This is a genomic window from Streptomyces sp. AK08-02, assembly GCF_033795085.1.
GTDB lineage: Bacteria > Actinomycetota > Actinomycetes > Streptomycetales > Streptomycetaceae > Streptomyces > Streptomyces echiniscabiei.
Genome location: NZ_JARAZV010000008.1, coordinates 220,890 through 246,520 on the forward strand (window position 1 = coordinate 220,890; position 25,631 = coordinate 246,520).

Annotated in this window: 21 protein-coding genes and 1 riboswitch; of the genes, 16 read left to right on the top strand and 5 right to left on the bottom strand. The window is 69.6% G+C overall.

What is annotated here, in order from left to right:
- The first annotated feature begins 31 nt into the window (after nt 1–31).
- From PV734_RS18555 to PV734_RS18595, 9 genes are all read left to right on the top strand, one after another.
- Nucleotides 32–1,099 carry a polyprenyl synthetase family protein gene (locus PV734_RS18555; RefSeq protein ID WP_319091200.1) on the top strand — a complete coding sequence of 356 codons (1,068 nt, stop codon included), beginning with the start codon at nt 32–34 and terminating at the stop codon, nt 1,097–1,099.
- A 114-nt stretch (nt 1,100–1,213) separates the two neighbouring features.
- The gene (shc, locus tag PV734_RS18560) at nt 1,214–3,226 is read left to right on the top strand and encodes a squalene--hopene cyclase (RefSeq protein ID WP_319091199.1); all 2,013 of its coding nucleotides are present in this window, start codon (nt 1,214–1,216) and stop codon (nt 3,224–3,226) included.
- Nucleotides 3,226–3,861, top strand: a complete 636-nt coding sequence (locus PV734_RS18565; RefSeq protein WP_319290359.1) for a 1-hydroxy-2-methyl-2-butenyl 4-diphosphate reductase — start codon at nt 3,226–3,228, stop codon at nt 3,859–3,861. Before shc ends, PV734_RS18565 begins: the two co-directional genes overlap by 1 nt.
- Before the next feature lie 5 nt (nt 3,862–3,866).
- Nucleotides 3,867–4,889: an adenosyl-hopene transferase HpnH gene (gene hpnH / locus PV734_RS18570; RefSeq protein ID WP_319290361.1), complete on the top strand. Its 1,023-nt coding sequence runs from the start codon at nt 3,867–3,869 to the stop codon at nt 4,887–4,889.
- Between the two features lie 4 nt (nt 4,890–4,893).
- Nucleotides 4,894–6,051 carry a flavodoxin-dependent (E)-4-hydroxy-3-methylbut-2-enyl-diphosphate synthase gene (gene ispG, locus PV734_RS18575; RefSeq protein WP_319290363.1) on the top strand — a complete coding sequence of 386 codons (1,158 nt, stop codon included), beginning with the start codon at nt 4,894–4,896 and terminating at the stop codon, nt 6,049–6,051.
- Nucleotides 6,052–6,093: 42 nt separating this feature from the next.
- A complete protein-coding gene (gene dxs, locus PV734_RS18580; protein WP_319290365.1) occupies nt 6,094–8,016 on the top strand; it encodes a 1-deoxy-D-xylulose-5-phosphate synthase in 1,923 nt (640 codons plus the stop codon).
- A complete protein-coding gene (locus PV734_RS18585) occupies nt 8,013–9,422 on the top strand; it encodes an aspartate aminotransferase family protein (protein WP_319290367.1) in 1,410 nt (469 codons plus the stop codon). The genes dxs and PV734_RS18585 overlap by 4 nt, the downstream gene beginning before the upstream one ends.
- A gap of 65 nt (nt 9,423–9,487) precedes the next feature.
- Nucleotides 9,488–10,126, top strand: a complete 639-nt coding sequence (locus PV734_RS18590; RefSeq protein WP_319091193.1) for an XRE family transcriptional regulator — start codon at nt 9,488–9,490, stop codon at nt 10,124–10,126.
- Nucleotides 10,123–10,245 (top strand): DUF6126 family protein, encoded by a 123-nt coding sequence (locus tag PV734_RS18595; RefSeq protein WP_006377565.1) that lies wholly within the window; start codon nt 10,123–10,125, stop codon nt 10,243–10,245. Before PV734_RS18590 ends, PV734_RS18595 begins: the two co-directional genes overlap by 4 nt.
- A gap of 44 nt (nt 10,246–10,289) precedes the next feature.
- Here PV734_RS18595 and PV734_RS18600 read toward each other — a convergent pair whose 3' ends face one another.
- Nucleotides 10,290–11,087 (bottom strand): tyrosine-protein phosphatase, encoded by a 798-nt coding sequence (locus PV734_RS18600; RefSeq protein ID WP_319091192.1) that lies wholly within the window; start codon nt 11,085–11,087, stop codon nt 10,290–10,292.
- A 170-nt stretch (nt 11,088–11,257) separates the two neighbouring features.
- On the opposite strand from PV734_RS18600, the gene PV734_RS18605 reads away from it, so the two are divergent.
- From PV734_RS18605 to PV734_RS18620, 4 genes are all read left to right on the top strand, one after another.
- Complete coding sequence (locus PV734_RS18605; RefSeq protein ID WP_319290530.1) at nt 11,258–13,351, top strand: alpha-galactosidase; 2,094 nt, start codon at nt 11,258–11,260, stop codon at nt 13,349–13,351.
- A 303-nt stretch (nt 13,352–13,654) separates the two neighbouring features.
- A riboswitch (cyclic di-AMP (ydaO/yuaA leader) is annotated at nt 13,655–13,812 on the top strand.
- 4 nt (nt 13,813–13,816) lie between these two features.
- Nucleotides 13,817–14,776, top strand: coding sequence for a LysM peptidoglycan-binding domain-containing M23 family metallopeptidase (locus tag PV734_RS18610; RefSeq protein ID WP_319091191.1), 960 nt, complete (start codon nt 13,817–13,819; stop codon nt 14,774–14,776).
- A 169-nt stretch (nt 14,777–14,945) separates the two neighbouring features.
- Nucleotides 14,946–15,665, top strand: a complete 720-nt coding sequence (locus PV734_RS18615; protein ID WP_319091190.1) for a DUF6250 domain-containing protein — start codon at nt 14,946–14,948, stop codon at nt 15,663–15,665.
- A 122-nt stretch (nt 15,666–15,787) separates the two neighbouring features.
- Nucleotides 15,788–16,573 (top strand): SGNH/GDSL hydrolase family protein, encoded by a 786-nt coding sequence (locus PV734_RS18620; RefSeq protein WP_319290532.1) that lies wholly within the window; start codon nt 15,788–15,790, stop codon nt 16,571–16,573.
- Nucleotides 16,574–16,721: 148 nt separating this feature from the next.
- Here PV734_RS18620 and PV734_RS18625 read toward each other — a convergent pair whose 3' ends face one another.
- Nucleotides 16,722–17,336 carry a TetR/AcrR family transcriptional regulator gene (locus tag PV734_RS18625; protein ID WP_319091189.1) on the bottom strand — a complete coding sequence of 205 codons (615 nt, stop codon included), beginning with the start codon at nt 17,334–17,336 and terminating at the stop codon, nt 16,722–16,724.
- Between the two features lie 111 nt (nt 17,337–17,447).
- Nucleotides 17,448–18,638, bottom strand: coding sequence for a glutamate dehydrogenase (locus PV734_RS18630; RefSeq protein WP_319290368.1), 1,191 nt, complete (start codon nt 18,636–18,638; stop codon nt 17,448–17,450).
- A gap of 273 nt (nt 18,639–18,911) precedes the next feature.
- Here PV734_RS18630 and PV734_RS18635 point away from each other — a divergent pair, with 273 nt between their 5' ends.
- Together PV734_RS18635 and PV734_RS18640 are read left to right on the top strand one after the other, a co-directional pair.
- On the top strand, nt 18,912–20,132 hold the full coding sequence (locus PV734_RS18635) for an MBL fold metallo-hydrolase (protein WP_319091187.1): 1,221 nt from the start codon (nt 18,912–18,914) through the stop codon (nt 20,130–20,132).
- An 869-nt stretch (nt 20,133–21,001) separates the two neighbouring features.
- Nucleotides 21,002–22,168 (top strand): sugar ABC transporter substrate-binding protein, encoded by a 1,167-nt coding sequence (locus PV734_RS18640; RefSeq protein WP_319290370.1) that lies wholly within the window; start codon nt 21,002–21,004, stop codon nt 22,166–22,168.
- A gap of 13 nt (nt 22,169–22,181) precedes the next feature.
- Here PV734_RS18640 and PV734_RS18645 read toward each other — a convergent pair whose 3' ends face one another.
- Nucleotides 22,182–23,177, bottom strand: coding sequence for a hypothetical protein (locus PV734_RS18645; RefSeq protein WP_319091185.1), 996 nt, complete (start codon nt 23,175–23,177; stop codon nt 22,182–22,184).
- A gap of 1 nt (nt 23,178) precedes the next feature.
- Complete coding sequence (locus tag PV734_RS18650; RefSeq protein ID WP_319091183.1) at nt 23,179–23,784, bottom strand: RNA polymerase sigma factor; 606 nt, start codon at nt 23,782–23,784, stop codon at nt 23,179–23,181.
- A gap of 201 nt (nt 23,785–23,985) precedes the next feature.
- On the opposite strand from PV734_RS18650, the gene PV734_RS18655 reads away from it, so the two are divergent.
- On the top strand, nt 23,986–25,122 hold the full coding sequence (locus tag PV734_RS18655) for a hypothetical protein (protein ID WP_319290372.1): 1,137 nt from the start codon (nt 23,986–23,988) through the stop codon (nt 25,120–25,122).
- Nucleotides 25,123–25,631: the final 509 nt, after the last annotated feature.

The window sequence follows — 25,631 nt, forward strand, 5'->3', positions numbered from 1 at the left end:
CACGACCAGCACCGCAACAAGAGGAGAGACTGTGCCCACTGTGCCCCCGGCCCCGAAAGCCGCCGACGCCGTGGATGTGACCGTGCTTCTGGAGCGCGGCCGGACCCTGGCCACCCCGGTACTGCGGGCGGCGATCAACCGTCTCGCGGCACCCATGGACACCGTCTCCGCCTACCACTTCGGCTGGATCGACGCCCAGGGCAGGCCCGCCGACGGCGACGGCGGCAAGGCAGTACGTCCCGCGCTCGCCGTGCTGTCCGCCGAGGTCACCGGCGCCGGACCCGAGGTCGGCATCCCCGGCGCGGTCGCCGTCGAACTCGTGCACAACTTCTCGCTGCTGCACGACGACCTGATGGACGGCGACGAACAGCGCCGCCACCGCGACACCGTCTGGAAGGTGCACGGTCCCGCCCAGGCCATCCTGGTCGGCGACGCCCTGTTCGCGCTCGCCAACGAGATCCTCCTGGAACTCGGCACCGCCGAGGCCGGCCGCGCCACCCGCCGGCTGACCACCGCGACCCGCGCTCTCATCGACGGCCAGGCGCAGGACATCTCCTACGAACACCGCGACCGCGTGAGCGTCGAGGAGTGCCTGGAGATGGAGGGCAACAAGACCGGTGCCCTGCTCGCCTGCGCCAGCTCCATCGGCGCGGTCCTCGGCGGCGCGGACGAGCGCACCGCGGACACCCTGGAGAAGTACGGCTACCACCTCGGCCTTGCCTTCCAGGCCGTCGACGACCTTCTCGGCATCTGGGGCGACCCGGAGGCCACCGGCAAGCAGACGTGGAGCGATCTGCGTCAGCGCAAGAAGTCCCTGCCCGTCGTCGCCGCCCTCGCGGCGAGCGGCCCGGCCGCCGAGCGGCTCGGTGAACTCCTCGCCGCCGACGCGAAGAGCAGCGACTTCGAGACCTTCTCCGAGGAGGAGTTCGCCGCCCGCGCCGCCCTGATCGAGCAGGCGGGCGGCCGGGAGTGGACCGCCGAGGAGGCGCGCCGACAGCACACCATCGCCGTCGACGCACTGAGCACCATCGACATGCCCGACCGGGTGCGCGCGCAGTTCACGGCGCTCGCCGACTTCGTCGTCGTACGAAAGAGATGATCACTATCGGTCGAATAAGCCTCGCGTAGTCGCCGGCCGGCGTCGCGTTCAGTGGCGCACCGGCCGACGGCGGACCCAATCAGCAGAGACATGCCACTGCACGAAGGGGAAGCCATGACAGCGACGACCGACGGAAGCACCGGGGCACTCCCGCCTCGCGCTGCCTCGGCCAGCGACACCGACACCGACACCGACACCCCAGTGGCGGCAGGGGTTCAGGATGCCGCCGAGCGTGCCATGAGGCGCGCCACGGATTCCCTGCTCGCGCGGCAGGACGCCCAGGGCTGGTGGAAGGGCGACCTGGAGACCAACGTCTCGATGGACGCCGAGGACCTGCTGCTCCGTCAGTTCCTGGGCATCCGCGACGAACAGACCACCCAGGCGGCCGCGTTGTTCATCCGCGGCGAGCAGCGCGAAGACGGCACCTGGGCCACCTTCCACGGCGGACCCGCCGACCTCTCCGCCACCGTCGAGGCGTACGTCGCCCTGCGGCTGGCCGGGGACGCACCCGAGGCGCCGCACATGGCGAGAGCGTCCGCCTGGATCCGCGACCGGGGTGGCATCGCCGCCGCCCGGGTCTTCACCCGGATCTGGCTGGCCCTGTTCGGCTGGTGGAAGTGGGACGACCTCCCCGAACTCCCGCCGGAACTCATCTACTTCCCGAAGTGGATGCCGCTCAACATCTACGACTTCGGTTGCTGGGCCCGGCAGACCATCGTGCCGCTCACCATCGTCAGCGCGAAGCGCCCGGTCCGCCCGGCGCCCTTCCCGCTGGACGAACTGCACACCGACCCCGACCTGCCGAACCCGGGCAGGTCCCTTGCCCCGCTGGCCAGTTGGGACGGCGCGTTCCAGCGGCTCGACAAGGTTCTGCACGGCTACCGCAAGGTCGCGGTGCGCCGACTGCGCAAGGCGGCCATGAACGCCGCGGCCCGCTGGATCATCGAGCGCCAGGAGAACGACGGCTGCTGGGGAGGCATCCAGCCGCCCGCCGTCTACTCGGTGATCGCCCTGCACCTGCTCGGCTACGACCTCGAACACCCGGTCATGCGGGCGGGGTTGGAGTCCCTGGACCGCTTCACGGTATGGCGTGAGGACGGCGCCCGGATGATCGAGGCCTGCCAGTCGCCGGTGTGGGACACCTGCCTCGCCGTCATCGCCCTCGCCGACGCGGGCCTGCCCGCCGACCACCCCCAACTGGTCAAGGCGGCCGACTGGATGCTGGGCGAGCAGGTGGTGCGGCCCGGAGACTGGTCCGTGCGCAGGCCCGAACTGCCGCCGGGCGGCTGGGCGTTCGAGTTCCACAACGACAACTACCCCGACATCGACGACACCGCCGAGGTCGTCCTGGCCCTGCGCCGGGTCCGGCACCACGATCCGGAGCGGGTCGAGAAGGCCATCGGACGCGGGGTGCGCTGGAACCTCGGTATGCAGTCGAAGAACGGCGCCTGGGGCGCCTTCGACGTCGACAACACCAGCACGCTCCCCAACAAGCTGCCGTTCTGCGACTTCGGTGAGGTCATCGACCCGCCGTCCGCCGACGTCACCGCGCATGTCGTGGAGATGCTCGCCGTCGAGGGCATGTCCCACGACCCGCGCACCCGGCGCGGCATCGAGTGGCTGCTCGCCGAACAGGAGCCGGGCGGCGCGTGGTTCGGGCGCTGGGGCGTCAACTACGTCTACGGCACCGGCTCGGTGGTGCCCGCGCTGACCGCCGCAGGTCTGTCGGCCGCGCACCCGGCGATCCGGCGCGCGGTGGGCTGGCTGGAGAAGGTCCAGAACGACGACGGCGGCTGGGGCGAGGACCTGCGCTCCTACCAGGACAGTGCGGGCTGGAGCGGCCGGGGCGCCTCGACCCCGTCCCAGACGGCCTGGGCCCTGCTAGCCCTGCTGGCAGCGGGGGAGCACGACTCGAAGGCCGTCGAGCGAGGTGTCGAGTGGCTGGCCGCGACCCAGCTGCCGGACGGCTCCTGGGACGAGCCGTACTTCACCGGCACCGGCTTCCCCTGGGACTTCTCCATCAACTACCACCTCTACCGCCTGGTCTTCCCGCTCACCGCACTCGGCCGATACGTCCACGGAGAACCCTTCGCCGACGCCAGGTTCGCCGACACCAAGGGGGGCTGATGGACAGTCAGTCCGAGCCGACCCCGCTGCTGATCGCCTGCGCGCTCGGCATCGAACGGTTCGCCCTGCGCCGGGGCGGGCGCGGCGACGCGGCCGTCACCGTGCTGCGTACGGGAATGGGTCCCGAGGCGGCCTCCGCGGCCGTCACCCGCGCCCTCGCCGACCCGGCGCTGCGCGACGCCGTCGTGCTGGCCACCGGATTCTGCGCGGGACTCGCCCCCGGTATGCACCCCGGTGACCTGGTGGTCGCCGAGGAGACCCGGGGTCCGGGCGGCGCCACGCCCTGTGTCGGCACCGAACTGCTCGTCAAGGAACTGGTGCGCGCCGTACCCGGGCGGACGGTGCACACCGGCCCGCTCACCGGCTCCGATCACGTCGTGCGCGGTCACGAACGGTCACAGCTGCTCGCGACCGGCGCGATCGCGGTCGACATGGAGTCGGCGGCCACGCTCCACAGCGCCGTACGCATGGGCGTGCGCCCCGTTGCGGCCGTACGGGTGGTCGTGGACGCTCCAGAACATGAACTCGTCCGGATCGGCACACTTCGCGGTGGAATATCGGCCTTCCGCGTCCTTCGTTCGGTCCTTCCCGCTTTTGTCGAATGGCACCGTTCCTTGCTGCTCCCCAGGAGGTGAGTCAGATGGCCATGCCGCTCCGCCAGACCATCAAGATCGCTACGTATCTGGCTGAACAGAAAGTCCGCAAGCGGGACAAGTTCCCGCTGATCGTCGAACTCGAGCCGCTCTACGCCTGCAACCTCAAGTGCGAGGGCTGCGGCAAGATCCAGCACCCGGCCGGAGTGCTCAAGCAGCGCATGCCGGTCGCCCAGGCCGTCGGGGCGGTGCTCGAATCAGGGGCCCCGATGGTGTCCATCGCGGGTGGCGAGCCCCTGATGCACCCTCATATCGACGAGATCGTGCGGCAGTTGGTGGCGAAGAAGAAGTACGTCTTCCTCTGCACCAACGCCATGCTGCTGCGCAAGAAGATGGACAAGTTCACGCCCTCGCCGTACTTCGCGTTCGCCGTGCACATCGACGGCCTGCGTGAGCGGCACGACGAGTCCGTGGCGAAGGAGGGTGTGTTCGACGAGGCCGTGGCCGCCATCAAGGAGGCCAAGAGGCGCGGTTTCCGGGTCACCACCAACTCGACCTTCTTCAACACCGACACCCCCCAGACCATCATCGAGGTGCTCAACTTCCTCAACGACGACCTCCAGGTCGACGAGATGATGATCTCGCCCGCCTACGCCTACGAGAAGGCGCCCGACCAGGAGCACTTCCTCGGTGTCGAGCAGACCCGCGAGCTGTTCAAGAAAGCTTTCGGCGGGGGCAACCGGCGGCGCTGGAGGCTCAACCACTCCCCGCTCTTCCTGGACTTCCTGGAGGGCAAGGTCGACTTCCCGTGCACGGCGTGGGCGATCCCGAACTACTCGCTGTTCGGCTGGCAGAAACCCTGCTATCTGATGAGCGACGGGTACGTGACGACGTACAAGGACCTCATCGAGAAGACCGACTGGGACTCCTACGGCCGCGGCAAGGACGACCGGTGTGCCAACTGCATGGCGCACTGCGGCTACGAGCCGACGGCCGTCATGGCCACCATGGGGTCCCTCAAGGAGTCCCTGCGCGCCATGCGCGAGACCGTCGCCGGAAACAGGGAGTGACGCCATGACCGCCGTCTCCTTGGGCGTTCCCGAGGTACCGGTCCGTCCGATCGCCGAGCGCCGGGTCTCCCGGCGCATCGAGGTCGGTCCGGTGGCGGTCGGGGGCGGAGCCCCGGTGTCGGTGCAGTCGATGACGACGACGCGTACGTCGGACATCGGCGCCACCCTTCAGCAGATCGCCGAACTCACCGCGTCCGGCTGCCAGATCGTCCGCGTCGCCTGCCCCACGCAGGACGACGCGGACGCGTTGGCGACCATCGCGCGCAAGTCGCAGATCCCGGTGATCGCCGACATCCACTTCCAGCCGAAGTACGTGTTCGCCGCGATCGAGGCCGGCTGCGCGGCCGTTCGCGTCAATCCCGGCAACATCAAGCAGTTCGACGACAAGGTGAGGGAGATCGCGCGGGCGGCCAGGGATCACGGCACGCCGATCCGGATCGGGGTCAACGCCGGTTCGCTGGACCGGAGGCTGCTCCAGAAGTACGGGAAGGCGACGCCCGAGGCGCTCGTGGAGTCGGCGTTGTGGGAGGCGTCGCTCTTCGAGGAGCACGACTTCCGGGACATCAAGATCTCCGTCAAGCACAACGACCCGGTGATCATGGTCAACGCCTACCGGCTGCTCGCCGAACGGTGCGACTACCCGCTGCACCTGGGCGTCACCGAGGCCGGCCCCGCCTTCCAGGGGACCATCAAGTCCGCTGTCGCCTTCGGGGCGTTGCTCAGCGAGGGCATCGGGGACACCATCCGGGTCTCGCTGTCCGCGCCGCCCGCCGAGGAGGTCAAGGTCGGCATCCAGATCCTGGAGTCGCTGAACCTGCGGCAACGGCGGCTGGAGATCGTGTCCTGTCCGTCCTGCGGGCGGGCCCAGGTCGACGTCTACAAGCTCGCCGACCAGGTCACGGCCGGGTTGGAGGGCATGGAGGTGCCGTTGCGCGTCGCGGTCATGGGCTGCGTCGTCAACGGTCCGGGTGAGGCGAGGGAGGCCGACCTCGGGGTCGCCTCCGGCAACGGCAAGGGGCAGATCTTCGTGAAGGGCGAGGTCATCAAGACCGTGCCCGAGTCGAAGATCGTGGAGACCCTGATCGAAGAGGCGATGAAGATCGCCGAACAGATGGAGCAGGACGGCGTCGCGTCGGGGGAACCGGCGGTCACCGTGAGCTGAACAGTACGGGTCGACGAGTACGGAAGAAGAGGGGGCCCGAGCGTGACGATTCTGGAGAACATCCGGGGACCACGCGACCTGAAGGCGCTGTCCGAGGCGGAACTCGGTGAACTGTCCGACGAGATACGGGAGTTCCTGGTGCACGCGGTGGCCAGGACGGGCGGCCATCTCGGGCCCAACCTGGGAGTGGTCGAACTCACCGTCGCGCTCCATCGGGTCTTCGAGTCACCGGTCGACCGCATCCTGTGGGACACCGGGCATCAGAGCTACGTCCACAAACTCCTGACAGGGCGTCAGGACTTCTCGAAGCTGCGCGGCAAGGGCGGACTGTCCGGCTATCCCTCGCGTGCGGAGTCCGAGCACGACGTCATCGAGAACAGCCACGCGTCCACCGCGCTGGGCTGGGCCGACGGGCTCGCCAAGGCCCGCCAGGTGCAGGGCGAGAAGGGACATGTCGTCGCGGTCATCGGTGACGGAGCGCTCACCGGCGGCATGGCCTGGGAGGCGCTCAACAACATCGCGGCGGCCAAGGACCGACCCCTGATCATCGTCGTCAACGACAACGAACGCTCCTACTCGCCCACCATCGGCGGCCTCGCCAACCATCTCGCGACCCTGCGCACGACGGACAGCTACGAGCAGGTGCTGGCCTGGGGCAAGGACGTACTGCTGCGTACACCGGTCATCGGCAACACCCTCTACGAGTCGCTGCACGGCGCGAAGAAGGGGTTCAAGGACGCGTTCAACCCGCAGGGCATGTTCGAGGACCTGGGGCTGAAGTACGTCGGCCCGATCGACGGCCACGACATCGGGGCTGTGGAGTCCGCGCTGCGGCGCGCGAAGCGGTTCCACGGGCCCGTGCTCGTGCACTGTCTGACGGAGAAGGGGCGCGGTTACGAGCCCGCGCGCGAGCACGAGGAGGACCATTTCCACACCGTGGGAGTGATGGACCCGCTCACCTGCGAGCCGCTCGCGCCCGCCAACGGCCCCTCCTGGACCTCGGTGTTCGGCGACGAGATGGTGAAGATCGGGGAGGAACGGGACGACGTCGTCGCGATCACGGCGGCCATGCTGCATCCCGTGGGCCTGGGCAGGTTCGCCGAGCGGTTCCCGGACCGGGTGTGGGACGTCGGGATCGCCGAGCAGCACGCGGCCGTCTCGGCCGCGGGACTGGCGACGGGCGGTCTGCATCCGGTCGTCGCCGTGTACGCCACTTTCCTCAACCGGGCCTTCGACCAGTTGCTGATGGACGTCGCACTGCATCGGTGCGGGGTGACGTTCGTGCTCGACCGTGCCGGCGTCACGGGAGTCGACGGGGCGTCGCACAACGGTATGTGGGATCTGTCCATCCTCCAGGTCGTGCCCGGCCTGAGAATCGCCGCACCGCGCGACGCCGACCAGCTCCGCGCCCAGCTGCGGGAGGCGGTGGCAGTCGACGACGCCCCCACGTTGATCCGTTTCCCCAAGGAGTCGGTGGGCCCGGCGATGGAGGCTGTCGGCCATGTGGGCGGCATGCATGTGCTGCACCGGTCCGAGAAGGCCGCCGACGTGCTGCTGGTGGCCGTCGGGGTGATGGCCCCGGTGTGCTTGCAGACCGCCGGCCTTCTGGCGGCGCGCGGCATCAACTGCACGGTCGTGGACCCGCGTTGGGTCAAGCCCGTCGACCCCGCACTGCCGGGCCTGGCCGCCGAGCACCGCATGGTGGCCGTCGTCGAGGACAACAGCCGTGCGTCGGGGGTCGGGGCAGCCGTGGCGCTGGCACTCGGTGACGCCGAAGTCGACGTGCCCGTACGGCGGTTCGGCATACCGGAGCAGTTCCTCGCACACGGCAAGCGCGGCGAGCTGCTCGCCGACATCGGTCTCACACCTGTCGAGATCGCCGGACGCATCGGCGCCGGGCTGGCCGCCAAGGAAGAGCTGCCCCAGGGGAAGTCCAACGGGACATCCAAGGAGAAACAGGAATGACAACCGCTGAACCCGGTTCCCCGGCGGGGGAGTTCGACCTCGGCGCGCTGCTCGCCGAGCGCGGCGCCGAACGCTACGAGCTGCACACCAGGCATCTCAACCACCAGCTTCCGCGCATGCTGCACACCATCGGCTTCGACAAGGTCTACGAGCGGGCCGAGGGCGCGTACTTCTGGGACGCGGACGGCAACGACTACCTCGACATGCTCGCCGGGTTCGGGGTGATGGGCCTCGGCCGCCACCACCCCGTCGTCCGCAAGGCGTTGCACGACGTCCTCGACGCGCAGCTCGCCGACCTCACCCGCTTCGACTGCCAGCCGCTGCCCGGGCTGCTCGCGGAGCGGCTCCTCACCCACAGTCCGCACCTGGACCGGGTGTTCTTCGGCAACAGCGGCACCGAGGCGGTGGAGACCGCGCTCAAGTTCGCCCGGTACGCCACCGGGAAGCCGCGCGTCCTGTACTGCGCGCACGCCTTCCACGGCCTGACCACCGGCTCCCTCTCCGTCAACGGCGAGGACGGCTTCCGGGACGGCTTCACCCCGCTGCTGCCCGACACGGCCGTCCCTCTCGGCGATCTCGACGCCCTGGCAAGGGAGTTGAAGAAGGGCGACGTCGCCGCCCTGATCGTCGAGCCGATCCAGGGCAAGGGCGTGCACGAGGCACCCCCGGGATACCTGCGCGCCGCCCAGGAGTTGCTGCACAGGCACAAGGCACTGCTCATCGCGGACGAGGTGCAGACCGGTCTCGGGCGGACCGGCGACTTCTACGCCTACCAGCACGAGGACGGGGTCGAGCCCGACCTGGTGTGCGTGGCGAAGGCGCTGTCCGGCGGATATGTGCCCGTGGGCGCCACGATCGGCAAGGAGTGGATCTTCAAGAAGGTCTACTCCTCGATCGACCGCGTCCTCGTGCACTCGGCCAGCTTCGGGGGCAACGCCCAGGCCATGGCGGCGGGCCTCGCCGTGCTGTCGGTCATGGAGAACGAGCAGATCGTCGCCAATGCCCGAGCCACGGGGGACCAGCTGAGGACCCGACTGGCGGCACTTGTCGACAAGTACGAGCTGCTGGCCGACGTACGCGGCCGGGGCCTGATGATCGGCATCGAGTTCGGGAAACCCAGGTCGCTGAAGCTGCGCGGCCGTTGGACCATGCTGCAGGCCGCGCGCAAGGGGCTCTTCGCGCAGATGGTCGTCGTACCGCTGCTGCAACGGCACCGGATCCTCACCCAGGTCTCCGGCGATCACCTGGAGGTGATCAAGCTGATTCCGCCGCTGGTCGTCGGCGAGCGCGAGGTGGACCGGTTCGTGGACGCCTTCACCGCTGTCATGGACGACGCGCACAGCGGGAGCGGGCTGATGTGGGACTTCGGGAAGACGCTGGTCAAGCAGGCGGTGGCCAACCGGTAGACCCGTTTTTTGCCTCTGGGGCAAGAAATTTGCCTCAGAGGCAAGGGTGCGGCTGAATGGAAGGCATGAGCCTTCCCGCCGAACCCCTGCGGACGCCCGGGGCCGGCACCGAGTCGGTCGAGGATCTACCCATTCTCGCACCGCGACTGCGTGTGCTGCGCCGCCGGGCCTCCCTCACCCTGGAGGCCGCGGCCAGTGCCGCCGGGCTGTCGCCGGCCCATCTCTCCCGACTGGAGACCGGGCAGCGTCAGCCGTCCCTGCCGATGCTGCTGGGGCTCGCCCGGATCTACGGCACGACGGTCTCCGAACTCCTCGGTGAGACCGTCGCCGACCGGGACGCCATCGTGCGTGCCGCGGACATGGAACCGACAGCCGCGGGCGGCTGGTCCTACTGGCAGGCCGGTGCGTCCGGCCGCGGAATGCAGGCCCTGCGCGTCCACGTGCCGCACGGGGCGCAGGGCGACATCGTGCGCGTCCACCCCGGCGAGGAGTGGCTGTACGTCCTCACGGGGCGGCTGCGGCTGAGCCTCGGGGACACCACGCACATCCTCGCGTCCGGCGACAGCGCGCACTTCGACTCGCTGACCCCGCACCGCCTCGCCGCCGACGGCCGGGACGGCACCGACCTGCTCTTCGTCCACACCCTGCTGCAGAGTCCCACCGCCGGCCTCTGCATCGGCCCTACCACTGGAGTGACGCCATGACGGACATGGAGGAGAAGTTCCCCCGGGCCCTGTGGGTCCGGCTGATCATCTACATCGCGGTCGGACACCTCTTCGCCGGCTTCATCTATCTGCTGTTCGAGGTGGGCGCGAAGCAGTAGAGGGCGACGGGGGGGGGAAGAAGAGGCGAAGGGGGAGAGGGCGGTCAGTCGAGGAACCGCTCCCGCAGCCGCTCCCGCATCTCGGGGGTGACGCCCAGCCCCTGTTCCAGGTAGCCGTCGACGCCGCCCCAGGTCTCCTCGACCATCTCCATGGCCGCCGTCAGATACTCGGGGCGGGTGCCGAAGAGCGGGTTGAGGAGTTCCAGGACCTCGGGGCTGTGAGCCTTGGCCTCGGAGCCGTTTCGACGCACCTGGTAGCGGCGGTGCTGTGCGTTCGACTCCATGTAGTCGGCCACGATGGCATCGCGCTCCACGCCGACGGCGAGCAGGGTCACCGCGACGGACAGGCCCGCGCGGTCCTTGCCGGCCGCACAGTGCATCAGGGCCGGGACGCTGTCCTCGGCCAGCGCGTGGAGCATCCGGGAGTGCTCGGCCGTGCGGTCCCTGACGATCTCGCGGTAGGAGTTGATCATCCGCTGCTCGCCCTTGCCGTCGGCCAGCAGGCTCCGCAGTTCGTCCAGATCGCCGTCCCTGACCATCTTCCAGAACTCCGCGCCGTGCGCCGGGTCGGACAGCGGGATGTTCACGTTGCGCACGCCCGGCAGCTCGACGTCCGGCCCCTCCAGCCTGATGTCCGCCGCGTTGCGGAAGTCGAAGATCGTGTGCAGCCCGAGAGAACCGAGAAACACCGCGTCCTCGTCGGTCGCGTGCGCGAGATGACCACTGCGGAACAGCCGACCGTGCGCCACGCGCCGACCGTCCACCGTCGGAAGCCCGCCCACGTCACGGAAGTTGCGTACGCCACCCAGCTCGGGCTCGGTCGACGGGACCTGCTGCGTCACGAGGGCTCCCCTCCCACACCGCCCCGCGGACGCTGCTCGTCGACGGGCGCGCTTCGACGATACGACATGGGTGAGCAGGCCAATGAGTTTTCCACAGGCGTTGCCGTCGGCCGCCGTGGCACTGATGATGTTGATGCTTGAGCGTGCCTGTTCGGATCTGTGGGGACATGATGCTGGAAATTGCCGGAACCGGTCGTACCTGGCTCCTCTCGGGGCCCACGAGCAGTTACGCCGTCCACCTCACCGAGGACGACGAGCTGCTCCATCTGCACTGGGGCCCGAGGATCGCCCTCGCGGACGCCGAGGCGCTCGCCGTCCGTCCGCTGCCTGACTACTGGCCCTTCGAGGCCCCGCTCGACGGTCACGAGGAGTACCCGGTCGAGGGCGGCCCCCGCTTCGTGCGGCCCGCGCTGTCCGTGCGGAGCGACGAGCGCCGGGGCACCGAGTGGCGCTTCGAGGCGTACGAGACCGAGGGCGGTGACGAGGGCGACGAACTGCGGCTCCGGTTCCGTGACGCGGGGCTGTCGATCACGCTCCACTACCGGATGCGCCACGACGTGGTGGAGCGCTGGGTGACCCTCGCCCATGACGCGCCCGAGGGAGCCGGCCCGCTGGAGCTGCTCCGCGCGGACTCCGCCACCTGGACGCTTCCCGAGCGCGACGGCTGGCGCCTCTCCCAGCTCCATGGACGGTGGGCCGCCGAATCCCGTCTAGTGCGGACGGACCTCACCTACGGTGAGAAGGTCATCGGCAGCAGGCGCGGCCACACCGGGCACCAGCACCTGCCCTGGGTGGCGCTCGACACCGAAGCGACCGAGGAGCACGGCGAGGTGTACGCGTGCGCGCTCGGCTGGTCCGGCTCCTGGCGGATCGCCGTCGCCCAACTGCCCGACGCGCGCGTGCAGATCACCGGCGGCGCCGGATACGACGACTCGGGGCTGCTGCGGCTGGCGGCGGGCGAGTCCTTCACCACGCCCGTCTTCGCGGGGCTGTGGACCGACTCCGGGCACGGCGGGGCGAGCCGGGCGTGGCACACGTACCAGCGCGCCTTCGTCGTCCCCGACGCGGACCGGGACCGGCCCGTGCTCTACAACTCCTGGGAGGCCACGGAGTTCGACATCTCCGAGGAGCAGCAGGGGACGCTGGCCCGGCGGGCCGCCGCGATCGGTGTCGAGCTGTTCGTCGTGGACGACGGCTGGTTCGGGGCCCGCACCAGCGACCGGGCCGGTCTCGGTGACTGGACGCCGAACCCGGACCGCTTCCCGGCGGGTGTCAGACCGCTCGCCGAGTACGTGCACGCGCTCGGTATGCGGTTCGGCATCTGGGTCGAGCCGGAGATGGTCAACCCCGACAGTGACCTGTACCGCGCGCACCCCGACTGGGTGCAGTTCCAGCCGGGACGGAAGCGGACGGAGTTCCGCAACCAGCTCGTCCTGAACCTCGCCCGTGAGGATGTCCGCGAGTACCTCTGGCAGCAGCTCGACGGGCTGCTCTCCAGCGCCCCGATCGACTACGTGAAGTGGGACTTCAACCGCTGCTTCACCGACGCCGGCTGGCCGGGCGAGGACTACCCCCAGCGTCTGTGGGTCGACCACGTGCACGGGCTGTACGCCCTGCTGGACCGGCTGCGGGCGGCCCACCCCGGGGTGGCCTTCGAGTCCTGCTCCGGCGGCGGTGGCCGGATCGACCTGGGTGTCCTCGCCCGTACGGACCAGGTGTGGACCTCCGACAATACGGACCCGCTGGACCGCCTCGCCATCCAGGAGGGTTTCAGCCAGATCCATCCGGCGCGGGTCATGGCCGCCTGGGTCACGGACAGTCCGAACACCCAGCTCAACGGCCGGATCAGCTCCCTGCGGTTCCGGTTCGTCAGTGCGATGGCCGGGGTGCTCGGCGTCGGTGGCGACCTCGCCCGGTGGACGGAGGAGGAGCTGACCGAGGCCGGGGAGTGGGTGGGGCTCTACAAGGAGATCCGGCCCGTCGTACAGCGCGGCGACCTCTACCGGCTGCGGCGGCCGACCGGTGGACTGAGCGCGGTGCAGTACGTGCTCGGGGACGAGACCGTCGTCCTCGCATGGCTCCAGGCGCAGCACCACGGTGAGCCGCTTCCGGCGCTGCGGCTGCGCGGGCTCGACCCGTCGGCGACGTACGAATGCCGCGAAACGGGCGAAATTCACAGAGGGGCGGTGCTGCTGCATCGCGGCTTGCGAACCGGGCTGAAGGGTGACCTTGATGCGGCAGTTTTCCGACTGCGTCGCATCTGATGCTTCTGTCCGTTATAGCGCCTTAATTCCAACTCGCCGGGAAATGGGGGTTGCTGTGAATCCGGTGCGTGAGCAGCGTCATATTCGTGACGGTGTGTCGCCGTCATGTTCACGTAATTTCGGCGTGATTAAAGGAAGTTCGAGGGGCTGACAGATCCGGAATTCACGGACAGTGACCGGAAATTCCGGGGAGGATCACAGGAAACCCGTACACAGGGAACCTGAGGCTTGTTTCCGTGCGTCTTGGTCGCTTACGTTCGCCACCAATCCGGACGGACGCCCAATCCTGCCGCCGCCCGGAGCCCGCATCGAACACCCGAGTACGGCAGGAGCGGGGGACCCACAGGTAGAACGCCTGTTCCGGTCTCTGGAACAGGCTTGGGGTTAAGTCACGTTCAGGCGTGGCCGGACATCTCCAGTCCGCACCCGACAGCTCACCTCGCAGGCGACGGAGAGGAATTCGTCATGCCCGCGAAGGGTAAGCACCGCCGTCCGAAGTCCCAGCGATTCACTCGCTCGATAGCCGTCGCCGGAACCGGCGGAGCGGCTCTCGCCCTGCCGTTGCTGGGAGCCACCGGCGCCCACGCGGCCACGGCGGAGTCCACGACTCAGGCTGTTCAGTCGCTTTCGGAAACGGCCAAGTCCGTAACGGCCGATTCCGTTTCCGTGCAGACGGCAAAGACCGAAAAGTCCGCCGCGGCGAAGAAGGCGAGCGTCAGGACCTACGCGGTCCGGGCCGGCGACTATCTCTCGAAGATCGCCCAGGAGGAGAGCGTCAGCGGTGGCTGGCAGAAGCTCTACTCGGACAACCGGACCGCCATCGGTGCCGACCCGAGCCTGATCCACCCCGGTCTGAAGCTGACGATCGGCAAGAAGGCCGCGTCGACCTCCTCGTCCTCCGCGGCTCCCTCGTCCTCCTCGACGTCCACGCGGAAGACGGATTCCAAGCCTGCCGCCGAGAGCGCGACGGCCGAGACCTCCACGACCACCGAGGCCGCCGACACCAGCAGCTCCAGCGGCTTCACCCTCCCCGTGACCGGCGCCACCATCGGCACCGGTTACCGCGTGGCGGGCAGCATGTGGTCCAGCGGATACCACACGGGCGTCGACTTCGTCGTCCCGACCGGCACCTCCCTCAAGGCGGTCGGCGCCGGCACCGTCGTCTCCGCGGGCTGGGGCGGTGCGTACGGCAACCAGGTCGTCATCCAGCTCGCCGACGGCTACTACGCCCAGTACGCCCACCTCTCCCAGCTCTCCGTCTCGGCCGGCCAGAGCGTGAGCGAGGGTCAGCAGATCGGTCTCTCCGGTGCCACGGGCAACGTGACCGGACCTCACCTCCACTTCGAGATCCGCACCACTCCGGACTACGGATCCGACATCGACCCGGTCGGCTACCTCCGCTCGAAGGGTGTTGCCGTCGGCTGACGCACACCTCCCGCACGGACGTCAGTCGAGGCTGTTCACCGAGCACATCGACCGAAGGCCGGACCCCGATCCCGGGGTCCGGCCTTCGGCGTGTTCATGTCCGCGCGTGCGGGTGTGATAGTGAACTCCCCATCCGCGCAAGCGCTTTCCCCTCACAAGGAGCCGCCTCGTGACGACCACTCGCAGAGCCTTCGGAACCCTGGCCGCGGGCGCGGCACTCACCGCGCTCGCCCCGGCCGCGCGCGCCGATGCCGCCACGTGCGGACGCCTCCTCGCCCGCGACGACTTCCGGCACGGCCTCGGCCAGTGGGCCGTCGAACTCCAGGACGGCGGCAGCGTCACGGCGGTCCGAGGTGTCCTGGAGGTCGACGTACCCAGCGGCGCGACCATCTGGTTCAGGCGCGGGCTGCGCGGTCCGTACGTCATCGAGTACACGGCGACGCCGGTCTCGGCGGGCGGGGCGCACGACCGGGTCTCCGACCTGAACAACTTCTGGAACGCCGTCGACGTACGCTCCCCGGACGACCTGTTCGCCACCGCGCGCAGCGGCGCCCTCGCGGAGTACGACTACCTCAAGACGTACTACGTCGGCTACGGCGCCAACACCAACACCACGACCCGGCTGCGCCGTTACGTCGGCGAGGCCGGAGTGCGCCCCTTGGTCTACGACTACACGGAGCCGCTGCTCGTCGCGAACCAACGGCATCGGGTTCGGATCGTCTCGGCCGGATCCACGGTTCGCTGGTGGAACAACGGGCGGCTCGTCTTCGACTACAGCGACCAGGACCCGTACACCAGTGGGCACTTTGCCTTCCGTACGACCTGGAGCCACTTCAGGATCACCGACTTCAGTGTCCGTGAGCTGCGGGTCCCCGTTATTCCGGGTTGACCAACACTTGGCAAGTGGCTTATCTCACCGCGCGTCAACCCCTTCCTACGGTCGCGTAGCTCACATCGGAAGGTGAATCATGGGCCGATGTGGCAGACGATTCGAAAAATGACAGCAGAGCGGTGATCGGGTCGTACGTGGCGGTGGGGGACAGCTTCACCGAGGGCGTCGGCGACCCCGGCCCCGACGGGGCGTTCGTCGGCTGGGCGGACCGCTTCGCGGTTCTGCTCGCAGACCGGCGCCCCGAGGGCGACTTCGACTACACGAACCTCGCGGTACGCGGGAGGCTGCTCGACCAGATCGTGGCCGAGCAGCTTCCCCTCGCCAGGGAGCAGGCGCCGGACCTGGTCTCCTTCTGCGCGGGCGGCAACGACATCATCCGGCCCGGCAGCGACCCGGACGAGGTCGCCGAGCGGTTCGAGCGGGCGGTGATCGGCCTCACCTCGGAGGTCGGCACGGTCATGGTGACGACCGGGTTCGACACCCGCAACGTCCCCGTCCTGAAGCACATGCGCGGCAAGATCGCCACGTACAACGGACACCTGCGGGCCATCGCCGACCGGTACAACTGTCCGGTGCTCGACCTGTGGTCCCTGAAGACCATCCAGGACCGCAGGGCCTGGGACGGCGACCGGCTCCATCTGTCGGCGGAGGGCCACACGCGCGTGGCGCTGCGCGCGGGGCAGATCCTCGGCCTCGAAATCCCGGCCGACCCGGACCAGCCGTGGCCGCCGCTGCCTCCCCGGGGCACCTTGGAGATCCGCCGTGACGACGTCCACTGGGCCCGCGAGTACCTGGTCCCGTGGATCGGGCGGCGGCTGAGGGGCGAGTCGTCCGGGGACACCGTGACGGCCAAGGGGCACCTGTCACCCGACGACATCAAGAGCCGCATCGACTGGGTCGCCTGAGGCGAGTCGTTCGCGTGAGTCGATTGCGGGGCTTCGGCACTTCTCGGCGCCGGGCGGGCACCCGCAGCCCGTCCGGCGCTCGAGGACGAGGCCGTCCAGGCCGAAGCGGGGGTCCGGGGGCGCAGCCCCGGGTCGACGACCAGGTCACTCACCTGGGGCCGGTCAACGCCGCCCGCTCAAGCCCCAGTTCCCCGGCCAGCGCGGCGTCCACCCACTGCTCGGCCCGTGTCCGTGACACCCCGTCGTACGCCGTCAGCTGGACGGCCAGCCCGTCCAGCAGCGCCGTGAGCCGCAGTGCCGTGCCGGCGGGGTCGGGGCACTCGAACTCGCCCGCGGCCACCCCCTCCGCGATGACCTCGGTGATCGCGGCCTTCCAGCGCCGGTCCAGGTCGCCGGCGACCTCCCGCAGCGCCGGGTCGCGCAGGGACACCGCCCAGCCCTCGATCCACAGCCGCCAGCCCTTGGCCTGACCGGTCGGCGCGTACCAGCGCACGGCCGACCGCAGCCGGCGCAGCGCCGGGGAACGGCGGCCGAGGAGTTTGCCCAGGTGCGTGAGATCGGCCTCCGCCGCGTACCGGAACGCGGCGGCGACCAGCTTCTCCTTCGTCGAGAAGTGGTACAGCACCAGCGCGTTGCTCACCCCGAGGACGGCGGCCACATCGGCGATCCTGACCGCCGCCACACCCCGCGCCTCGATCTGCTCGATGGCGGCCCGGAGCAACTCCTCGCGCCGCTCGGCCACGCTCAACCGCACTCTTGCCACGCGGAAACACTAATCCGTCACCGGACACGATGTCGGGCCAGCCCCCGCAATGTCCGTGAATCCCCGCCAATACGGCCGGTTGTCGGCGAAGGCACCCGGAGCCGGGCACCGTCACCGGTACCACCCGAACCTCTCCGCGATCACCGGCAGCCGGTCCTCGACGATCGCGTGCGCAGCCGCCCGCGGAGTCGTCCCGTCGGCCTCCGAGCGCGCGAGCACCTGGTCGATCAGGGCGCGCATCGAGCGCCGGGTGTGCGCGAAGGCCTCCTCGGGATCCGGGCCGATGTCCCCGAACAGCGTCCACCACCACCAGGCGTTCGTCCCGGAGTTGACGACCACGTCCGGCAGTACGACGATGCCGCGCGCGGCGAGCAGGTCCTCGGCCTCCGGCAGCACGGGCATGTTGGCGGCCTCGACGATCCAACGCGCGGTGATCTCCTCCTGGTTCCCGGTGTCGACGGCGTACGAGACGGCCGCCGGCACCAGCACCTCCGCCTCCATGGACAGCCAGGCCTCGCCCGGCAGTTCGCGGTCGCCGGGGCGCAGCACCGACCGGTCCACGGTGCCGTACGCGTCCCGGGCGGCGAGCAACGCTTCGACGTCGAGGCCCGCCGGGTTGCCGATCGTGCCCTTGACGTCGGCGACGGCCACCACCGAAAGCCCCGCGCGCGTGAGGAAGCGTGCCGTGGCCCCGCCCATCGTGCCGAGCCCCTGTACGGCGACCCGTGTCCCGGCGTACGGCACCTGGGCCCGGTCGAGCGCCGCGAGCACCGACTCGGCGACCCCGCAGCCGCCGACCAGCTCGTCCAGCCCGATGCCGTCCACCTCGACCGTGAACGCCTGCGCGAGCCGCTCCCGGGCCACGGTCTCGTCGTCCAGCAGCGGATAGACCGCCTGGATCGACGACACGAGCCCCGCCTCGGTCGCGGCCCGGTCGACGAGGTCCTGGGTGAGGCCCAGGTCCTCGCCCGTGGTCCAGACACTCTCGACGTACGGCCGCATCGCGCGCAGATACCGCACCAGCAGGTCGTACGCCGCCGGGTCCCGGGGGTCGCAGTCGATGCCGCCCTTGGCACCGCCGAGGGGGACGTAACGGCCCTCGGGGTCGTAGTGCAGGGCCTCCTTCATGGTCATGCCGCGGGCCAGCCCGGCGACCTCGTCGAGGGTGCAGCCCTCGCGCATCCGCAGCCCGCCGCTCGACACGCCCCGCACCAGTCTGTCCACGACGAGGAAGCCCTGGCGTCCGGTGAGGTGATCCGTCCAGGTGAGGGAGAGCAGCGGAGCGCTCCGAGGGGTTGCCATGAGGGCAATATACTGACTCGGCGTTCAGTTGCGGGCTGGTCACGGTGTCCCGTCGGCCGCCCATGGCGCCGGACGGGACGTACTTCGGTCCGCCCGCTCCGGCTACCACACGTGTCTCTCCGGTCGCGTCGCGTCGCGTCGTTGGTCGGCGTCGACCCGCCGTTCGGGAGGTCGGTCGTGGTTCGCGTGGACCCGGCCGACACACGCCCGACGCCGGAGTGTCGTGCGGAGCGACCATAATGGAATGCCTGACCGACTTTTCCTGGAGGTACCGTGACCGGATTCCCCTCTCCGAGCTCCAGGCTGCGAGCACTGCGGCCCGAGGCATTCGGTGCGGACGCGAGTGGGGAGCGCCTCGCCCGGATCCACAGATCGCCGCACTTCGCGGACGGTGTCTTCCAGAACCCGCCAGGCACCCCCCGGCCCGACGGCGCCATGCTCGAGTTCGCCAAGTCCTCCCTGCGCAAGGAGGACCGGGTCCGTCGTGCCCCGGCCGGCACGGTGCCGGTGCACGCCACGACGCTCGCCGACCTCGCCAAGCCTCCGGTGAGCGGTCTCCGGCTGACCTGGATGGGCCATTCCAGCGTGCTCACGGAGATCGACGGACACCGCGTGCTCCTCGACCCCGTCTGGGGCGAGCGCTGTTCGCCGTTCGCCTTCGCCGGTCCCAAGCGGCTGCACCCGGTGCCCGTGCCGCTGGCCGAGCTCGGCCCGGTCGACGTCGTCGTCATCTCGCACGACCACTACGACCACCTGGACATGCCCACGATCAAGGCGCTGGCCGGCACGGACACCCTGTTCGCGGTGCCGCTCGGTGTCGGTGCCCATCTGGAGCGCTGGGGAGTCCCTGCCGACCGGCTGCGCGAGCTGGACTGGCAGGAGTCGACGAAGGTCGGCGGCCTCACCCTGACCGCCACCCCGGCCCGCCACTTCTGCGGCCGTGGCCTGCGCAACACGCAACACACCCTGTGGGCCTCCTGGGTCGTCGCCGGTGAGGAACACCGCGTCTACCACAGCGGCGACACCGGGTACTTCGAGGGTTTCCGGGACATCGGCGCCGACCACGGCCCCTTCGACGCGACGATGATCCAGATCGGGGCCTACAGCGAGTTCTGGCCCAAGAACCACACGGATTCTATGCCGTTGCCGGGGGCGTGGCCGGACATTCACATGAGTCCTGTCGACGGGGTTCGGTCGCATCTTGATTTGCAGCAGGGTGATGTGGGTGGGGTGTTGCTGCCGATCCATTGGGGGACTTTCAATCTGTCGGGTCATCCGTGGGCTGAGCCTGGTGAGTGGACGAAGGCTGCTGCTGAGGGGGTGGGGCAGGCGGTTGCTCTTCCTGTTCCGGGTCAGCCGTTCGAGCCGGCGGGGGTGCTTCCTGTCGAGGCGTGGTGGCGGGGTGTGGGGTACGTGCCCGACCGCGAGTGGCCCGTGCCTGAGATCGCTGTGAAGGCGGTTCGTGAGGATCTTGATCTGGTGGGTGAGGTCTGAGCGTGGACGAGTTGCGGTGTGTGGCGGATGCTCTTGTCGCCTTGTCGGAGGCTGAGCGGAATCAAGTGCTTCGAGCCATCGACGGGCCCTGGCAGTCCGGGCAGGGAGGTCACAAGAGGCGCCTTCCACCAGGTTCTGTGAGGCGCGGGCAGCGGCTTCCCCTGGTTACGCGTCGTCGTCATGGCCCCCACTTCATCCTGCTCGACCGCCTGGTGGCATCGGTGGGCGTACTCAGATCGATCTGAGTCGCCACGCGGCGTGCCGCCACGGTCACCGCCGCCACCGACGGGCTCCGGATCACGACGGTGGCCCGTGAGCGGAGCCGGCCGCACCGCGGCGCTACCGTGACTGCCTGATGCGGGTGACAGCCGGGGACGACCCGACGGCTGGACCGTCGCGTGCCTGCTGAGCCGAGGCTCCGACCACGGCCACTTCGGCACGGTGGACATGCCCTCCGTCGCCGAGGCCGAGGGCGCCGTGCGGGTTCCCTTCGAACCGCAGAGCGGGAGTGGCTGGGTGACGTCGGCGAGCGCCTCGACCGGAACGGGCGTTTCGCTTCGTGCCATCGTCTTGCCTGTGCCGCCTCGTATCTGCGTCCCACAGAGAGGCGTGAATGAGATCAGCCAGACGAACCTCCCGGTCGCCACACTCGCTGAGCCGGAATCTGGCATGATCCGGCGAGGGTTCACGCACTGTGAGCCATGGCCGAGCACCGGACCACCACGGGGGGACACGTGATGCGCGATGCCTCTGTGGCGTGCCCGGCGCGGAACTGAGCCCTGGTGTTCGCCGGCCCGAGACGGGTCGCCGCCTGTGTGGGGCTGGTGTTCGCCCTGCTGTTTGCCGGGTGCGGGTACGGACGCGGGCCCGTGCCGGTCGCGCTCACGGTCTGGATGTACCCGGTGATCTCCGACCCCCGGGCCGACGCGGCATACTGGAGCGGAATCGAGGAGGACTTCGCGCAGGCCACGCCCGGTGTCCAGGTCAGTGTCGAGCTGCTGCCGTGGGCCGGGCGGGATCAGAGGCTCGCGGAGGCCCTCGCGGGTGACCACGGGCCGGACGCCGTACTGCTGATGCCGGACCAGATTCCCCGGTTCGTCGCCACGGGTGGGCTTGTCCCGGTGGACGCCGCGCTGAAGGGCAGGCTGGACAGGTTCCTGCCCAGTGCCCTGGACGCGGTGTCGCAGGACGGCCGGATCTACGGGGCGCCGATCTACCAGACCGTCACGACGACCATCTACAACAAGCGGCTGCTCACCGAGGCCGGTGTCAGCACACCCCCCGCCACCTGGGACGAGATCAAGGCGGCGGCGCCCAAGCTGCGCAGGCACGGCATCGCCCTGCTCGACTACTCCGCCTCCGACGACGCCTCCCTGAACCTCAACTTCTATCCGCTGCTGTGGCAGGCCGGAGGGCGGGTCTTCGCAACGGACGGCAGACGGGTCGTCTTCAACAGTCCCGAGGGAGTCGAGGCGCTCACCTTCCTGGCCGATCTGTACCGGCAGGGCGCGATACCCGCCTCGTCGATGAGGAACACCAATCTTCTCGCCGGGCAGGCGCTCGGCCGGCAGCGGGCCGCGATGGGGTACTGGGTAGTCCCGGCCGACGCCGATCTCGCCGCACGGACCTGGGGCAAGGACAACGTCCTGGTGGGCGGGCCGCTCAAGGGGCCCGTTCGGGAGGCCTCATTCGGTGCCCCTGGGGCGCTCGCCGTCAGCGCCCGGTCGCGGCATCGCGCTGAGGCGGAGAAATTCCTCGCCTTCATGACCCGGTCGGCGCAACTCCGATCACTGGGGCGGGCCAGTGGCTTTCTCTCGCCCCGCACCGACGTCGTCGTACCGAGCGACTCACCGTACGCGAAGCAGTACCAGGCAGCCCTGCCCAGCGTATCCGCCGGGGAGCCGCATCCGGCGTCGCGGCAGGTGATGGCGTTGCTCGCGCCCGAGATCCGGGCCGCGCTGACCGGCCGGAAGAGCCCGGCGGCAGCGCTCGACGCGGCGGCAGCGGCGGCCGACGAACTACTGAGGTCCTCGTGAGCCGGGATCGGTGTCAGGGGTGTTCGCCGGCCTTCTCCACGAGTGCGGTCGAGACACGGGTGGCCGTGGCCAGAACCGTGCCCTTCGCCACGAACGGGCCTCCCGAGGACTTGCCGCCGACGTGGTAGTCGAGCCCGGCGACGTACCGGACACCCCGATAGGCGAAGGTTTTCGGATCGAGCAGGACCTGCATGCTGTTGCGCTGGTCGGAGTAGTCGCGGAAGTCGCCGTCGACGCCGATCGCGAGCACGGCCCGTCCCACGCCGTCGGTCACCCGGACCGGCACGGTGACTCCCGCCAGGCTCATGATGACGTCGTGCAGTGTGCGCGCCTTGGCCGGCGGGAGGTCGGGTGCGGTGGCCAGCACCCCGACCACGTCGGCGAAGTCGCGCTGGACCTGGGTCAGTCGCAGGGTGCCGGCGAAACGGGTGGGGACGGAGTGGCCGCGGATCAGCCGCAGGGCGGCGGCCGCATCGGCGGGCAGGCGGGCTACCAGATCGTCGGAATCCTCGGGAGGGAGCAGCTCCCAGCCGGTCTGGTAGTTCCCCTGCCACACGTCCACGTCGTCCGGATCGCTCGTGCTCTCGTCCGGGGTGGCCAGGGCCGAGCCGTTGTAGCGGATCCACTTGTGCTTGTACTTCGGCGCCGCCGGCCGTGCACTGCACGACGGTGAGGCGGGGCCGAGGTTGAACGAACCGACCTCGCTGTAGCCGTCGGTGCCGGCGCCGGTGCCGCACTGCCACGTGTCCCAGCGCACCTCCTGGTACACCCAGCGCTGGGCATGGGATTCGGGTCTGGTGGATGCCGCTTCCTCCTGCCGCATGGTCAGCGTGGACAGCAGGGCGGTCGCCACGACCGAGGCGACCGCACCGACCGCTGCGAGCTGCCAGCCGCCGCGTCGTCGGCGCCGCGTCTCCGTGATCCCCGCCTGGAATCGGCGGTGGCCGGCAGTGAGCCGTGCGTGGTCGAGTCTGGGAGCCTCGTCCCGGAACCGTTGCACCGCGGTCATTTCATCCACTGCCGACCAGCTCCGGCAAATCGTGTACGAGCCGGGGGTCCATGCCGCCGAGGGCGAGACGCACCTTTCTGCGGGCCCTGTTGAGACGGGAGCGCACCGTGCCCACGGGGATGGACAGGGCCTCGGCGACCTCCTGGTAGTTCAGGTCCGCCCAGGCGACCAGGAGTAGGACGTCCCGGTCGCCCGGCGACAGGTCGGCCAGTGCTCCGGCCAGGGGCGCCTGTGCGGCCTGGGCCGTGACACGGCTGTCGCTGCGGTCGGTCCACGCGTCGGCGACAGCGTCGTGGCCGGTGCGGGCCAGGGCCCTCAGGGCCCGCACCTCGGTACGGCGCTGCTTCCCGATGACGTTGGCGGCGATGCCGTACAGCCAGGGCTGGGCGTTCGGGCGCGTGAGGTCGTAGCGGGACCGGGTGCGAAACGCGCTCAGGAAGGTGTCGGCGGTGATGTCCTCGGCCGCGTCCTCGCCCAGTCGGCGCGCCGCGTAGCGGTGGATGGCACCGGCGTGGCGGAGGTAGAGCTCGCCGAACAGCTCGGGCTGGGCCAGGGAGTCGGCGATGACACGGGCATCGTCGTCAGGTCTGCCAGGCGGGCCGTTCACGCGGTCTCCGTGTTGGTCTGTGCGGCTGTGGTCCGTGAGCTGTGCGGTTACACCTGTTGTTACCCGGAGCTGCCGAAAGGGTTCACGCGGGTCTCCTGTGAACCCTTTCGACTGTTCCGGGTAAAGGGAGGTGTTGATCGGCGGGCCCCGCGGGCCCCGTGCAAGGGAGACACGTTGAGGAACGCAGTGAGAGCCGTCGTCATGAGAACGGCCGGCACGCTGGCCGCGGTGGTCGGTCTGATGATGGCCATGGTGGTGACGGCGGGGCCGGCGCACGCCGTGACCGCCCTGCCGGGAGGCAAGGCCAACTGGGTCGTGTCGGTCGGCTCCATGGACCTGGCGTCGAAGAACAACTACCGGAACTGGGTGCGGCTCGGGTACTACGCCTTCCAGACCGACGGCACGGTGACGACGAACTACTGGGCCTGGAACCAGCGGGACCAGCCGACGCGGGTGAACGCGATGACCGCGGACTGTGGAGGCGATGTCCCCACCTGCGCGGCCCGGACGGTCGACGGGTTCGCCGGCGACACGACGGGCGGGTTCCAGGGCACCTTCGCCTACACGACCGACAGGCGGCTGGCCGTGACCTGGACGAAGAACGCCGCCGGTACGGCACTGAGCCAACCGCTCACCGAGTACTGGAACGTGACGACGGGACTGGCCGGCGGGGGAGCGGCACGCATCACCAGCCCGACGTTCTACGGCGCCTACGGCAACGACGTGACGATCCCGGCGTCCGGCGTGTTCTCGACGTACACGGCGAACTTCGGAGTGGGCTACGGCAGCAACGCATCGTTGGACCGCACGAGCCGGGCCACAATGAGCCAGCTCGTCGGCGACACGCGCTACAACGCCCAGCCGTACCGGGGCGCCTTCGTCGTGGCCAAGGCGTCGTCGTCCGACCCGGACACCCGGACGGGCATCGTGGGTCGGGAGGGATCCGGCGGGACCTGGACCTTCGGCGCGGCCGCCAATCCGTGGAAGCTCTGCGGCAGCAGCCCGTGCATGGGATGGCTCCAGCCCAACACGTCGTGCGCCGGAACGGACAAGGACCGGGTTCGCTACATCGGGGAGATCGGTGGCGGCCGGCGCAACACGGAGGAGTACTGGTGCCAGTCCCTGGCCCAGGGACAGGCCTGTTACGCCTACAACTCGCACCCGCGCCCGATGCTCCAGGTCATCGACGACTCCGGCGAGTTCCAGGGCTGGGTCGGCGTCGAAGCCTTCACTCACGTGGCCACGAGAACCGGGCTGCCGGACAGCGACTGGGTCGGCGGCTACTGGGGGATTTTCGACATGGTGTCGGCCGAGCTACAGCCCGAACTGCCGAGCTGAACAGTTCCGCTCCGAGTTCGCCATCCCGGCCGGAAATTCGGCATGCCGGAATTCCGGCGCCCATTCCTGCCCTTTTTCGGTCGGGAAATGAACTCGGATAAATCCTGAATTCGATATTGAGGCTCACTGACCGAGAGACCCGTCGGCGACGGCGCGACAGGAGCTCGGAATGCGGTCCAGACATGGACCCAGGATCGTCCGGCCCGTCCGGACACGCATCCGGGTAGTTCAGCCCATGTTCCCCAGCCGGGTGTCTGGACAGCAGTGTGGCCACCGGCAGTGAGGCGAGGCTCAGGGCTCTGCCCGAACCTGCCGGATCCACCCCACTGCATCCGCGCAACACGGGATGATGCGCCCAACAGCACTCTCGGGGCTCGAAGCGGGAGGAGTGGGCGAGGTATTGGGTGTTGCCCCTCCTCCCAGACACCCCCGACGACTTCGTCGACCGGCTCGAGCGGACCGTCCAGGCCAGGCTCGGACTGCCCCGGCGAAACCGCCGCTGGCGCCGG

Coding starts and splice junctions, on each gene's coding strand:
- PV734_RS18605 (WP_319290530.1), top strand. CDS start 11,258: ATGCTGGAAATTGCCGGAACCGGTCGTACCTGGCTCCTCTCGGGGCCC.
- PV734_RS18655 (WP_319290372.1), top strand. CDS start 23,986: ATGAGAACGGCCGGCACGCTGGCCGCGGTGGTCGGTCTGATGATGGCC.
- PV734_RS18595 (WP_006377565.1), top strand. CDS start 10,123: ATGACGGACATGGAGGAGAAGTTCCCCCGGGCCCTGTGGGTCCGGCTG.
- PV734_RS18590 (WP_319091193.1), top strand. CDS start 9,488: ATGAGCCTTCCCGCCGAACCCCTGCGGACGCCCGGGGCCGGCACCGAG.
- shc (WP_319091199.1), top strand. CDS start 1,214: ATGACAGCGACGACCGACGGAAGCACCGGGGCACTCCCGCCTCGCGCT.
- PV734_RS18610 (WP_319091191.1), top strand. CDS start 13,817: ATGCCCGCGAAGGGTAAGCACCGCCGTCCGAAGTCCCAGCGATTCACT.
- ispG (WP_319290363.1), top strand. CDS start 4,894: ATGACCGCCGTCTCCTTGGGCGTTCCCGAGGTACCGGTCCGTCCGATC.
- PV734_RS18585 (WP_319290367.1), top strand. CDS start 8,013: ATGACAACCGCTGAACCCGGTTCCCCGGCGGGGGAGTTCGACCTCGGC.
- hpnH (WP_319290361.1), top strand. CDS start 3,867: ATGGCCATGCCGCTCCGCCAGACCATCAAGATCGCTACGTATCTGGCT.
- PV734_RS18565 (WP_319290359.1), top strand. CDS start 3,226: ATGGACAGTCAGTCCGAGCCGACCCCGCTGCTGATCGCCTGCGCGCTC.
- PV734_RS18630 (WP_319290368.1), bottom strand. CDS start 18,638: ATGGCAACCCCTCGGAGCGCTCCGCTGCTCTCCCTCACCTGGACGGAT.
- PV734_RS18645 (WP_319091185.1), bottom strand. CDS start 23,177: ATGACCGCGGTGCAACGGTTCCGGGACGAGGCTCCCAGACTCGACCAC.